The 11,734-nt window shown below is 47.6% G+C and carries 13 protein-coding genes; 4 read left to right on the forward strand and 9 right to left on the reverse strand.

Annotated features, from left to right (window positions below):
* Nucleotides 1–65 precede the first annotated feature (65 nt).
* Nucleotides 66–662 carry a hypothetical protein gene (locus QM717_RS15920; RefSeq protein WP_415038928.1) on the reverse strand — a complete coding sequence of 199 codons (597 nt, stop codon included), beginning with the start codon at nucleotides 660–662 and terminating at the stop codon, nucleotides 66–68.
* A gap of 304 nt (nucleotides 663–966) precedes the next feature.
* Between QM717_RS15920 and QM717_RS15925 the strand changes: the two genes are divergently transcribed.
* Nucleotides 967–1,725, forward strand: coding sequence for a type 1 glutamine amidotransferase domain-containing protein (locus QM717_RS15925; protein WP_415038929.1), 759 nt, complete (start codon nucleotides 967–969; stop codon nucleotides 1,723–1,725).
* Nucleotides 1,726–1,835: 110 nt separating this feature from the next.
* Nucleotides 1,836–2,318 (forward strand): cupin domain-containing protein, encoded by a 483-nt coding sequence (locus QM717_RS15930; RefSeq protein ID WP_415038931.1) that lies wholly within the window; start codon nucleotides 1,836–1,838, stop codon nucleotides 2,316–2,318.
* 28 nt (nucleotides 2,319–2,346) lie between these two features.
* Here QM717_RS15930 and QM717_RS15935 read toward each other — a convergent pair whose 3' ends face one another.
* The 5 genes from QM717_RS15935 to QM717_RS15955 form a co-directional block, all read right to left on the reverse strand.
* On the reverse strand, nucleotides 2,347–2,766 hold the full coding sequence (locus tag QM717_RS15935) for a hypothetical protein (protein ID WP_415038933.1): 420 nt from the start codon (nucleotides 2,764–2,766) through the stop codon (nucleotides 2,347–2,349).
* Between the two features lie 85 nt (nucleotides 2,767–2,851).
* The gene (locus tag QM717_RS15940; RefSeq protein ID WP_415038935.1) at nucleotides 2,852–3,166 is read right to left on the reverse strand and encodes a hypothetical protein; all 315 of its coding nucleotides are present in this window, start codon (nucleotides 3,164–3,166) and stop codon (nucleotides 2,852–2,854) included.
* A gap of 121 nt (nucleotides 3,167–3,287) precedes the next feature.
* Nucleotides 3,288–3,536: a hypothetical protein gene (locus QM717_RS15945; RefSeq protein ID WP_415038937.1), complete on the reverse strand. Its 249-nt coding sequence runs from the start codon at nucleotides 3,534–3,536 to the stop codon at nucleotides 3,288–3,290.
* A gap of 204 nt (nucleotides 3,537–3,740) precedes the next feature.
* Nucleotides 3,741–4,565, reverse strand: a complete 825-nt coding sequence (locus tag QM717_RS15950) for a DUF4249 family protein (RefSeq protein ID WP_415038938.1) — start codon at nucleotides 4,563–4,565, stop codon at nucleotides 3,741–3,743.
* 10 nt (nucleotides 4,566–4,575) lie between these two features.
* Entirely contained in the window at nucleotides 4,576–6,963 is a 2,388-nt protein-coding gene (locus QM717_RS15955; protein ID WP_415038940.1) for a TonB-dependent receptor, read from the reverse strand.
* A gap of 236 nt (nucleotides 6,964–7,199) precedes the next feature.
* Here QM717_RS15955 and QM717_RS15960 point away from each other — a divergent pair, with 236 nt between their 5' ends.
* Entirely contained in the window at nucleotides 7,200–8,246 is a 1,047-nt protein-coding gene (locus tag QM717_RS15960; RefSeq protein ID WP_415038942.1) for a sensor histidine kinase, read from the forward strand.
* A complete protein-coding gene (locus QM717_RS15965) occupies nucleotides 8,243–8,965 on the forward strand; it encodes a LytR/AlgR family response regulator transcription factor (RefSeq protein WP_415038944.1) in 723 nt (240 codons plus the stop codon). Before QM717_RS15960 ends, QM717_RS15965 begins: the two co-directional genes overlap by 4 nt.
* 105 nt (nucleotides 8,966–9,070) lie before the next feature.
* Here QM717_RS15965 and QM717_RS15970 read toward each other — a convergent pair whose 3' ends face one another.
* The 3 genes from QM717_RS15970 to QM717_RS15980 all read right to left on the reverse strand — a co-directional run bounded on the left by QM717_RS15970 (nucleotide 9,071) and on the right by QM717_RS15980 (nucleotide 11,685).
* A complete protein-coding gene (locus tag QM717_RS15970) occupies nucleotides 9,071–9,577 on the reverse strand; it encodes a hypothetical protein (RefSeq protein ID WP_415038946.1) in 507 nt (168 codons plus the stop codon).
* Nucleotides 9,578–9,685: 108 nt separating this feature from the next.
* Nucleotides 9,686–10,405, reverse strand: a complete 720-nt coding sequence (locus QM717_RS15975) for a hypothetical protein (protein ID WP_415038947.1) — start codon at nucleotides 10,403–10,405, stop codon at nucleotides 9,686–9,688.
* A 206-nt stretch (nucleotides 10,406–10,611) separates the two neighbouring features.
* On the reverse strand, nucleotides 10,612–11,685 hold the full coding sequence (locus QM717_RS15980) for a proline iminopeptidase-family hydrolase (protein ID WP_415038948.1): 1,074 nt from the start codon (nucleotides 11,683–11,685) through the stop codon (nucleotides 10,612–10,614).
* Nucleotides 11,686–11,734: the final 49 nt, after the last annotated feature.

Here is an 11,734-nt window from a genome sequence, read left to right on the forward strand (position 1 = left end):
CGATGTTGTCCATTCTAAGCAAATTGTGTGAGCCATTTCTCTAAGGTGCTTGGCTGATTTGGTTGCTATTCGTCCTCGTCTTTTGGGTTATTGAAGGCCGTGATGAGCGCTGCCAATGTTCCTTTTTCAAGACTTTTCCGAATCCGGCCTGTGGTGTTGTCGATGAACAGATCGATTGTTTCTTTGTCTTCTTGCTGGTGCCGGATCCACCGAATCAAGGTCAAGATGACTTCGACTGGGGTATAGAATAAACCGTATCGCGACCACCAGCCCCAAAGCAACGTAGTAACGATCGAGTCCGTTCGTTTGGTCTGGGCACATTCGGTGCAAATGATGAGCGTTTCGTTTTTGGTCTGCGAGTCGATGAAATAGGATTTGATGGTCGTGAATTCGTATCCTTCCAATCGGCCGTGCTCCAGGCACAAACTGCATTTTTCTTTCCTGATGGTGTCGATCAGGCGCTCGCGTTCCAGTCCCGTAAATTTGTTGGATTCCAGCCCCACCCAAATCAACAGATCGTCGCCGAGGTTGCGGTCCTTGATTTCCTGGTTCAGGATCGGGATGATTTCTTTGCGCAGTGTTCCCGCATCTTGTGCCAACTCAATGATCTTCCAATCGTCGAATTTTTTGTAGTTTCTTTTGATTTCTTCTGCGGTCAACATCTGTTCGGGTCTTGTAGGGCGTGCTAATGCTCTTGTTGTTTTGGTTTTATCCAACGGGATAGGGCCGGTAGTCTTTCCAATCCATGCGGGATACCTTGCCGAAGATAAAGTTTTTTGCGAAACCTTCGGCATAAATCTGCAATTCCATTCCATCGAAAGGGCTTTGTCGGCCCTATTTTAGAATGTGATGTACATCACGCAATCATTTTTGGATTCTGTTTTTCCTTTGTCACAAGATTTCAAAACATCATTAACCGCTTGTGTAGGCTTTATATCGGACTCCACGGGCACAAAATCAAGTACCATGAAAAATACAATTCAAAATCTATTGGTGGCCCTTTTTGCCATAGCGAACCTGGCCACTTATGCGCAAAAAGCGCCAAAGGCAAAAGTGCTGTTCGTTTTAACCTCCCACGACAAATTGGGCAACACCGGTGAACTTACCGGTTCATGGATCGAAGAATTTGCGACGCCTTATTACTTCTTTTTGGACAAGGGAATCGAAGTGGTCATCGCGACCCCAAAAGGCGGACAGGCGCCCATTGATCCCAAAAGCAACGATCCGTCTTTCCAAACTGCGTCAACCAAACGTTTCTATGCCGATCCAGCGGCCCAAAAAGCATTGCGTACGACGGTGAAAATTACCGCGGTCAAACAGCAGGATTTCAAGGCGGTGTTCTATCCAGGCGGCCACGGCCCGATGTGGGATCTGTCCACCGATAAGCATTCGATCCAACTGATCCAGGATTTCTACCACAACGCCAAGCCCATTGCATTTGTTTGTCACGCACCGGCAGCCTTGGTCAATGTCAAAGACAAAGACGGAAAATACCTGATCGCCGGAAAAAAAGTGACCGGTTTCAGCAATACCGAGGAGGAAGCAGTCAAACTGACCCAAGTGGTCCCATTTTTACTCGAAGATAAACTCAAGGAACGCGGCGGAATGTATTCGAAAGGTGCGGACTGGGGTTCTTATGTAGTGGAAGACGGTTTGCTGTTGTCGGGCCAAAATCCACAATCGTCCGAAGAAGTGGCCACCAAGCTGTTGGCCAAAATCAAATAAGCCATTCGGGTGCTCAAAAGCCCAGCAGGATTATGTATAGGTTTGTTGGTGATTTGGCGCAGTTGGCTCAACCGCTGTGCCAAATCTTTTTCAATCAAAAAATAACCACAATGAAACTCAATAACTTCTTTATGGCCTTGTCATTTCTTATGGCAATCAACTGGGCAGACGCCCAAGGCTTGAACCCAAAGGAATTCAATTCGATCCATTCAGAAAACATCGAATGGCATACTTTCCCGGCTTTTCCAGAAAAAGTCAAATTGGCCGTTTTGGTAGGCAATCCTGCCCAGGCTGAACCGTTTATCGTAAGGGTGAAAGTGCCCGAGGGTGAAAAAATTATGCCCCACAAACATCCCGAAGACCGCATATACACTGTGATCTCGGGTGTTTTTTACATCGGGGTCGGTGAGCAGTTCGATGAGACCCGATTGCAGGCTTATGCTCCGGGTTCGGTAGTGGTGTTGCCGGGAAATACGCCACATTTCCATTGGGCCAAATCGGGGGAATATGTCACGCAGGTCTATGCGATCGGTCCTTTGGGCTTGTATTACATGGACAAACGTTTCGATCCAAGGGGGAAACCGGCAGAATAAGTCAGGCTTCGGTGTAGGTTTGAAAGGCTTAACGATTGCTTCCCGCGCGTGTTTTGAGCAACCCGTACATCGCAAACAGTTCAAGGATCAAAAATAGGGAAAGGATCATCCAGAACCGGTAGCCCAATTTGAAATGCGGTTGCGGGTTGTTGATGACCAGCGACAGCAAAAATAAAATGAGAAACCCATTGGTAATCAAAAAGATTGAATAGGATACCTTGCTTCGGAATTTAACAAAAAGAATCCTTATTCCATACGACAGGACAAAGACCAATGGAACAAACACCGCCAGGAAATGCAAGGCGCGAATTACAAAATAAGTGTCGTGAACATTCAAGACCAAATCGCCTTCCTTGAGGTTTTCATACCCGAAAATCCAAACCGAACCCAGCAATGCTGCCACGAGCGTAGCGGTGAAATACAGGAATTCCTTAGTGGATGTCGTCATAAATCGTATTTGATTGTTGGATATATTCCGAAGGTAAAAAATCTAGAAGAAATAACTTCGGGTTGAAACAAAGCAATTGCACGGCTCACAATTCGGGATCGAGCATCTTTTTGATGATGCCGCGACCAATGAGGTTGGGCCCTTCGAAAAAATCAAATCCCAACCCTTCGTATACTTTTCCCTTGAAATAATCGGTATCGAGCAAGGTGATTTCGGCATCGAGGGTGTCTCCTGGAAACGCGAACTCGGCGTCGGTGAATTTCTGGATGCCCGTGAACAATCCGTGGTGGAATGGGAATTTGACCAAAGGCCGGTATCCGGATACGGCAGGCGTGGCCCTTCCGCCGTCTTCGGATTTGAGATAGGTAAGGAGCGCCAAAAAATGAGGTTTCGGTTCCATGGTGTGGGTTTGGTGAATATTGTCTTTTGGCGGATCAATGCTGCCGCGGCACCGAAGATAAAAATAAATGGCAAACTGCGCGGCATCGTATCGGTGACAAATGCGTTTTTGGGCAGTGGCGTCAGCGATCCTTTTGCACTACCGCGTATACTTCATCGCCCCAATTGAGGTTCTTCCGATTGTTGGTGAAAACCAACACTTTGGTATGGTTCCTGAAAAATAAATGCAGCGTATCTCCGTCGATTGTGTATTTCCCAGCGGCATAGCCGGAGTTGACCCAAGGAATGAACCGTACTTTCAAGGCAAATGTTTGGTTCTTCCTTAAGACCAGGTAATTGGTAAAGAGGTAAGTGTCTTTTGTAGCCACCATGGTGGTTTTTGAGAATCTGTGCAAAAAATCCCTTCGTCGTTCCCCTTCTTTTAGGCCAACACAAGAATTACAGGCCAATGCCAACATTAAAAAAATAAAAATCCTTTTCATTGATTTTCAGTGTTGTTTGTACGAAGATAAATAAAAATGCCGGGCTTTGAACTGCTCCCGGCATTCGCAACTAAAACAAAGTAAGAAACTTCTTTATTGGACCGTATAGTTTTTAGTCGAAACTTCCGACAACCTGAAATAACCGTACGGGAAATTCGCGGCATTGGTCTGGTTGACGATGTTGCCGCGCACCGGATTGGGCACGGTCGGGAATGGGCTGTCGTCGTTGCCCGATGCCGGCAGCAGCTTGCTGAAATAATCATAGCCCCTTTTCGAAAGATTGTACAATTTGATGTTGATCACATCGCCCGGCGCCAAATCCTCATGGGCATAATACACTGGGATCCGGTTGCCCTGGATGTCGTCATCGTCTTCGATCTCATATTGCGGAAAAGCCACGCGGTTGGTCGTAATACCATATAAATAATAATCTAGTCGCGAACCGTCGTCCTGATAGTAATAAGTGATTTCGATTTCATCGCCCGCCATGCCGCCTTCGTTGTTCTGTTCGATCGTGTCTTCGATGTCGGGCGTGGCGATCAGCGTTTCGGTTGCGGTATAGGTTTCTCCATTCAGGTTGATGGTCAGTGTATAGGTTTCGCCCACGACGGGTTCAAAATCAAAGCAGACATAATTACCGCTGCCCGGCGTTTCTATGAAATTGAAGACCGTGTTGGCCGAATTGCGGATGGTGACCGTCGCCCCCGAAACGGTAGGGAATGTCGTTTCATAATAACCTGTGGTGGTCGTCAATTGGATGCTTTGCTCGTTGCCGCTCGTGCCTTTTTCCCAATCGATCGAAGCGTCGATGACCAATCGCGGCGCCGCAGTGTCCAGGTCTACATTGTCAATGGTGTCTTCACAGGCCACCAATCCGCATCCGAACACGATAGCCAATATTATTTTTGCTGTTTTCATCTTTGTATTTTTAGAATTTGAAATTGTAGGTTACACTGGGAATGATCCCGAAAATAGACATGCGCCGCACTTCACTCTGCCCGTAATCCGGATTTTGTCCGAAGGTATACGAAGCCGCATTCTTACGCGCATAGGCGTTGTACACGCTGAAAACCCATTCGCCCTGCCAGCCTTTCTTTTTATCGGGCTTTGGAATGTAGGTAGCCGACAAATCCAAATGATGGTAAGCCGCCAAGGCATCGGCGTTTCTCTCGCCATAGCTTGCCACGGTCATGCCCATGAATTGGTATTTGCCGTTCGGGAAGGTGGCGGCCTTGCCGGACTGGTAGGTGAAAATTCCGCCCAATGACCATTTCGGGCCCAGTGCATAAGCCGCTGTGACCGACAGATTGTGCAACTTGTCATAATTGGCGCGGTACCACTGCCCGTTGTTGATTCCGGTTTCGCTGGCATTTTGGCCCGGTGTGCGTTGCTCTGCCTTGGAAAGCGTGTAGGAAACCCAGCCCGTCAATTTGCCTGAATTCTTTTTGGCCATGATTTCCAGACCGTAGGCGCGCGCTTCGCCATTCAGGAGCACCCTTTCGATCGCGTCGTTGGCGATCAGCGAGGCACCGTCGATGTAATCGGCTTTGTTCTTGACTTTCTTGTAGAAGGTTTCAATTTCTAGGGAATATTTATCGTCCTTGAAATTCTGGAAATAGCCCAGCGCAACTTGGTCTAAAATCTCGGGTTTGAGGTATTGGTCGCTCGGGGCCCAAATGTCGAGCGGCGAGGCAGAGGCCGTATTCGAGATCAAATGAATGTATTGGCTCATACGGTTGTAACTCAATTTGAACGACAGGTCGTCGTTGATCGAGTAAGCCATGGCCAGACGTGGTTCGAAGTTGTCAAAACTGGCGATTTTTTTGTTTTTCCCGTAATGGATGCTTCCCGTCGGCGTGGCTTCTTCATAGACTTGGAATTCCCGATTGAACACCACCGCTTCGTTGTTGGCGTAGGTATTCACGTCCTGTTTGCCGACACGTTGGAAAAGGCTGTACCGCAATCCGTAATTGACCGAGAAATTTGGGGTAATCTTTTGTTCGGCGCTGAGGTAAAGCGCATTTTCGAATGCATACTTCTTGGCAATCTGTCTCGGATTCATGCCTGAGTGTTCGTCATACGGGGTAATCGTTCCCGGATTGAAAGCGTAATAAATCGAATTGAGCCCATAATTGAGCGTGAGCTGGTTCGAGACGTAATGCTTGAAATCGTATTTGAAATTGTAATTCTTGACATCCGAATCCCAATCGATCCCGACCGATTTGATGCGCAGCCCGTAATTGTAATCGCTGTAGATGGCCGAGGCGTTCGAGAAAATCTTGTCCGAAAAAATATGGTTCCAACGCACATTGAACAGCGAATTGCCATAGATGTTCTCGAAAGCATTATTGAAATCCATCTGGTCGTTGCCAAAATAACCCGACAGGAATACATTGTTGTTGTCGTTGAGCTTGTAATTGAGCTTGGCGTTGATGTCGTAGAAGTAAGCCGAATTGGGTTCGTCTGCCAATTTGAGGAACAAATGCGCATACGAACCGCGCCCGGCCACGACAAATGAACTTTTGTCCTTGACGATCGGCCCTTCGACGAGCAATCGGCTTGCGACCGCACCGATCCCGCCGCTGGCATGGTATTCCCGGTTGTTGCCTTCTTTCTGGTAAATGTCGAGCACCGAGGAAATGCGTCCGCCGAAATGGGCCGGAATGCCGCCTTTGTACAATTTGAGGTCCTTGATGACATCCGAATTGAACACCGAAAAGAACCCGAACAAATGCGAAGTGTTGTAAACCACCGCCTCATCGAGCAAGACCAGGTTGCCATCGACCGAACCGCCGCGCACGTTGAATCCCGAGGCGCCTTCCTGTGCATTGGTCACACCGGGCAATTGCAGGATCGACTTGAGTACATCGACTTCGCCCATTACCGCGGGCATTTTCTTGATCGTCGCAATCGAGAGTTTGTTGACGCTCATCTCGGGTTTTCGGATGTTGGCCTTGGTTTTATTGGAAGTAACGACCACTTCCTGCAATTCCTTGCCGCTTTCGGCCATCCCGAAATTGCGCTTGGTGTTTTCGGTGAGCGAAATCTGTTCTTCGACATTGTCAAAACCGACATAGCTGATCAGGATCGTGTATTCGCCCTTGGGCAAAGTGATCGAGTAGAAGCCGTAGGAATTGGTCACCGTCGATACATTGGCTTCGGGAATGACGATGTTGACCCCGATCAGCGTTTCGGTGTTGGCATTGTTGGCCACCGTACCGCTTAAGGTAAATTTGGTTTCCTGCGCATGGACCGCAATCGCCGGGACCAGCCAGACCAGCCACAGGAGCCGGATTTGATTTTTGATTTTTAGCATGGTGAGATAATTTCAAATTTTCAACGAACCTATTCGATTATCCCATTGTCCAATTTCTAATTATACCAAACCGATTGGTTTTTATAGCAAACCGGCTTTTGGCCCGATTAAAAAAAGGGTTGTTTTAGAGCCATCCGGTGCTTGTTTTTTTTGGTATAAAAAAGAAGCGCTTTGGTATAAAATCCGAAGGCGCCCTTTTTAGAGTTATACTTTTGTTTGCCTATATTTGATGGACCATGAATGAAACTTTACACAGACAATCGATCGACAACAATATGTTGTTGCAGTTGTTCATCGCTAAAAAATACCGATGGCTGCGGCATTTCACGGTTTATGCCGTCAGCATTCTGGTATTGTATTACAGTGATCCGGAATACCATGAACCTGTGGAGAGCTACAGCCGAATGGTGATTTTTTTTGAAGTCATGTTTTTGTCGTACGCGAACATGTACATTTTCGTGCCCAAACTCCTGTTCCGAAAGCGATATGTCGCTTACGCCATTTCCGTTCTGTTTGGGATTGTTTTTTGGTCGGCTACACAACAACTCGCGACTCGTTTCTTCGAACCGGATTTGTTGCCCCATGTCGAAGAAAATGTAGGCATTCTTTCGTTTACGTTCGTGATATTGGTATTGACCCTTGCATCTGCCGCCATCAAGCTATTCCAACGTTGGGTGTATGATGCACAGCGCATCTACGATCTCGAACAAGCCAAAGCCTACGCCGAACTCGAGCAGCTCAAAAACCAGATCAACCCACATTTCCTGTTCAACATGCTCAACAACGCCAATGTGCTGACCAAGAAAGACCCCGAAAAAGCCTCGCAGGTTTTGGTGCGCCTGAGCGATTTGCTGCGGTACCAGTTGTATGATAGTGCGCGCGAGAAAGTTTTGCTGACTTCCGACATCCGGTTCTTGGAAGATTTCTTAAATTTAGAGAAAATCCGCAGGGACAGTTTCGATTTCGTGATTTCGAAGGAAGGCGAGCTCAATGGCGTGCAGATTCCGGCCTTGTTGTTCATTTCATTCGTGGAAAATGCCGTCAAGCACAACAACGACTCGGCCAAATCGTCCTATGTCAATTTGTTTTTTGATGTGCGCAACGGGGAATTGTTCTTTCGATGTGTCAATTCGAAGCCAATTCGGAAAACCGTCAGCAATTCGGGCGGATTGGGATTGGCCAATATCAAACGCAGGCTCGAATTGCTGTATCCGGCCACACACAGCCTCGAAATTGTGGAAAATGCCGAAACCTATAGCGTGACCTTAACGATAAAATTATGAACTGCATTATAGTAGACGACGAACCTTTGGCACGCGAAGCCATTGAGATGTTGGTAGAACAGACCAATGACCTGAACCTTGTCGGTTCTTTCAACAGTCCCGATTCTGCCGCCCAATTCATGGAAAAGGAAATCGTCGACCTCGTGTTTCTGGACATCCAGATGCCCGGCATCAACGGGATTGAATTTGCCAGGACCATCCCCAAAGAGACTTTCGTGATCTTTACGACCGCGTTTTCAGAATTCGCGACCGATAGCTATGAAGTCGATGCGATCGACTATTTGATCAAACCAGTCAAACTGGAGCGTTTCCGCAAGGCGGTCGAAAAGGCGTTGGCTTATGCCAAATTGCTCAAGGCCGATCTGGGGCGCAACAACATCGAAACCGTTACCGAAGACCATTTCTTTGTCAAGGCCGACCGCAAGATATTCAAGGTCTATTTCAACGACATCCTGTTTATCGAAGGGCTCAAGGATTATGTCGTGATGCACACCGCGCACCAGAAAGTGATCACGGCGATGAACATCAAGACCATTTACGACCAATTGCCCAAACAGCAGTTTGTGCGCGTGAGCAAGTCTTATGTAATCAATGCCAAACAAGTGGAATCGGTAGACAACAATACGGTTTACATCGGCAAGAACGAGATCCCGATCGGGAACATTTACCGCGATTTCTTTTTCAATGAATTTGTGACCAAGCGCATTTTGAGCCGGTAAGTGGCTTCTTTTCTTCTTTAGGGTGACAGGACAAAGCAAGGAGGATTGCGGCCAGGCGGGCTAGCACTTTGATGGGCATCGTTAGGATGTTAGGGTCGGGATGCATTATTCAAAATAGGCATTGAACAGGTCCATCCTTTCTTTTTCGGTAAACGACTCGTTGCGTTCAAACAACCCGACAATCGGGTCTTTGTAGTCTACATAATCCATCACTACTTTTTGGTGGATGGGCAAGTCTTCGTAGGCCGTTTTGAGGTTTTGGTAATTGCGCTCATCAGCCTGCAGCAGGTACTTTCTGAACGCTTCCCGGCACACATCGGCCCTGGTTGGTTGGTCGTTCAATGTTTTGATGGTATCCTCGATCTGCTTGATGAAATCTGAATGGGTCTTGTAGTTGTGGAATGCCTTGACTTCGATGACGCCCCAATCCCGAAGGTGAAGCTCGGCATTTTCGGGCAACGAAAGCAAGATTCTTCCGGAGGCCAATTTTTCGCTAAACGATTCGAGGTTCATGGTTTCCCAGCAATGGATCGAACCGTCGGCATAGACGGTAACGTCGACCAAATAGTATTGGCTGTTGTAGCGGATGGCCTGTAAAGTCTGTGATTTCATTTGCTTGTTTGTAGTGTTGTCATTCGGATTTTTGCCAGCCAATCGATTTGAGGTTTTCCACTTTCCGGGGCAGCTCGTCGGTGACATTTGTATTCTGTGTCATCGATTTTAATTTTGGTATTGGACAATCAGGTCTTCGCAATCGACATGCGAAGTGACCTTCTTGGTTGCCCCGCACAGGATTTCTGCTATTTTGGTCCAGTCGTTGTTTTCGTTTTTATAAATGCAGATGGTGGTTTGCCCTTGGCATTTCTGGTTTGCGGTTACGGCAATCCGGGCATAACGATAATCGGCCGAAAATACCGGGCAAGAAATGGAAAGATACATTTTTCTCCAGATTGGGGTCTCGTTCCATGTCTTTTCTAATTCCTGCCAGACTTGCTGTTTGTTCCAGCTTTTATTCTTCCTGACGGCAAATGAACCCAATGCAAGGGTGTCGTTTATCTTGAGCCATTGTTCCTGCGGGATGTTGTCGTCGACAAATACGACTTCCTTGACGACCTGTGTAATCTTTTGGCCCTGCTGCTCAGAGATATAGACCGCATGGTCCAAATGTTGGTTCCGCCAATTGGTGCTTCCTACAGTTACCCGTCCCAGCAGGCTTGTAGGAAAGCCGGGATTCTTGAGGTAGATTTCTTGTTTGGGAAAGTCCAGTTTCAATGAGTCCTCGATGGCCGAATTCCAAAAGCTGTTTTCCACCAGGTAGTATTTTTGGCCTTCCAAATACACGACATCACGGGCCACTGCATGGAGTAGCTGCGCGCTGCGGTCCTGCGCCTGGGTTATCGCACTGAGAAGCAGAAGGGTATAGATAATTTTTTTGACCATGGGTTTCAAAAAGACAACAAACAACAACCCGATCCCCAATTTGATCCAGCCGTGGTTCCGGTTCTTTCACCGAAGATAAACATAATTTGCAAACGAACCACTTTGTCGCCGTGGCCGATTTCAATCCCTTTCATATTTTGCATGGTTTGGCCGCGTGTTGTAAAAGTAAAGGCCGCAATGATGTGCAGCCTTTGGTGTTTTTTGAGTTATTTCTGGTTGACCTGTTTTATAAATCGGATGACCCCTTTCATGTAGAATTGCTGGTCGTCATAGATGCTGAGGTGGCTGCCGTTGGCGCAATAGAGGAATTGGCCGTTTTTGACTTGGGTGCTCATCCATTTCAGGTGTTCGGGATCCATTTCGTCATATTTGGCCCCAATCATGAGTGTAGGCACATTGATTAGATTCAAGGCGCCCGAAATGTCCCAATCTTTGAGACTGCCCAATAAGCCAAATTCACTTGGTCCCTGGAGTTTATTGTAGTAAGGTTGGTTGGTTTTGGACAATGCCCTGGTCAGCGGCTCGGGCCAATTTTCAATCGGAATCCGGCAAACGAACCGGGCGTAAAAATGTTTCATGACGAGCTGCATGTATTCGGGATTGCCATAATTGTTGTTTTCGGATAGCTGGTTGATGCGCTGCATGTCAGCCGCAGGGATCTGTTTGGCCAATACCTGCCGAACATACCTGTTGAATTCTTTCCCGCTCGAAGACATGTTGGAAACCATCAAGGCTTTGAGATGGTCCTGGTATTTTACCGCATATTCCATGGCCAGCAGGCCGCCCCAGGAATGTCCGTAGAGGTAGAAATTGTCTTTGTCCAGGTGAAGCGCTTTGCGCACTTGTTCCACTTCTTCTACCGCACTGTTGATGTTGTACCGCGTGGTATCGGTGGGTTTGTCCGAATTGCCCGAACCCAACTCGTCGTAATAGTAGAATTCGATGCCTTCGGATGGGAAAAAGTTTTCGAAGGCTTCGAAGTAATCGTGCGGGATGCCGGGCCCGCCAGCGAGCAGCAGTACCTTAATTTTGGGGTTGTTCCCGATGCGTTTGGTCCACACCTTATGTTTTCCGGATGCTGTCGTGACGGGTATCATTTTTACCCCGCCGGTTTGCACTTGGGAAGAATCGGTTTTGAAATAGGCAAGGTTGGCCGATGCATCTGGTTTGGGAGGCGTGCACGAACCAAGGATGGCCAAGGCAAGCAGGGTCAGTGCCAGTGGCAAGTAATTGAACAGGCGGTTTTTGTGTTGGCGTGGATGGTGTTTGGACTGAGTCATAAAATTTTATTTAACATTAGCCCAAATATCGCTGTTGGCATTGGCCTGC

It is taken from the genome of Flavobacterium sp. (assembly GCF_047602195.1).
Lineage (GTDB): Bacteria > Bacteroidota > Bacteroidia > Flavobacteriales > Flavobacteriaceae > Flavobacterium.

Bases quoted from the DNA above. Each gene is read 5' to 3' on its own strand.
- QM717_RS15920 (WP_415038928.1), bottom strand. From the start codon at position 662: ATGTTGACCGCAGAAGAAATCAAAAGAAACTACAAAAAATTCGACGAT.
- QM717_RS15925 (WP_415038929.1), top strand. From the start codon at position 967: ATGAAAAATACAATTCAAAATCTATTGGTGGCCCTTTTTGCCATAGCG.
- QM717_RS15930 (WP_415038931.1), top strand. From the start codon at position 1,836: ATGAAACTCAATAACTTCTTTATGGCCTTGTCATTTCTTATGGCAATC.
- QM717_RS15935 (WP_415038933.1), bottom strand. From the start codon at position 2,766: ATGACGACATCCACTAAGGAATTCCTGTATTTCACCGCTACGCTCGTG.
- QM717_RS15940 (WP_415038935.1), bottom strand. From the start codon at position 3,166: ATGGAACCGAAACCTCATTTTTTGGCGCTCCTTACCTATCTCAAATCC.
- QM717_RS15945 (WP_415038937.1), bottom strand. From the start codon at position 3,536: ATGGTGGCTACAAAAGACACTTACCTCTTTACCAATTACCTGGTCTTA.
- QM717_RS15950 (WP_415038938.1), bottom strand. From the start codon at position 4,565: ATGAAAACAGCAAAAATAATATTGGCTATCGTGTTCGGATGCGGATTG.
- QM717_RS15955 (WP_415038940.1), bottom strand. From the start codon at position 6,963: ATGCTAAAAATCAAAAATCAAATCCGGCTCCTGTGGCTGGTCTGGCTG.
- QM717_RS15960 (WP_415038942.1), top strand. From the start codon at position 7,200: ATGAATGAAACTTTACACAGACAATCGATCGACAACAATATGTTGTTG.
- QM717_RS15965 (WP_415038944.1), top strand. From the start codon at position 8,243: ATGAACTGCATTATAGTAGACGACGAACCTTTGGCACGCGAAGCCATT.
- QM717_RS15970 (WP_415038946.1), bottom strand. From the start codon at position 9,577: ATGAAATCACAGACTTTACAGGCCATCCGCTACAACAGCCAATACTAT.
- QM717_RS15975 (WP_415038947.1), bottom strand. From the start codon at position 10,405: ATGGTCAAAAAAATTATCTATACCCTTCTGCTTCTCAGTGCGATAACC.
- QM717_RS15980 (WP_415038948.1), bottom strand. From the start codon at position 11,685: ATGACTCAGTCCAAACACCATCCACGCCAACACAAAAACCGCCTGTTC.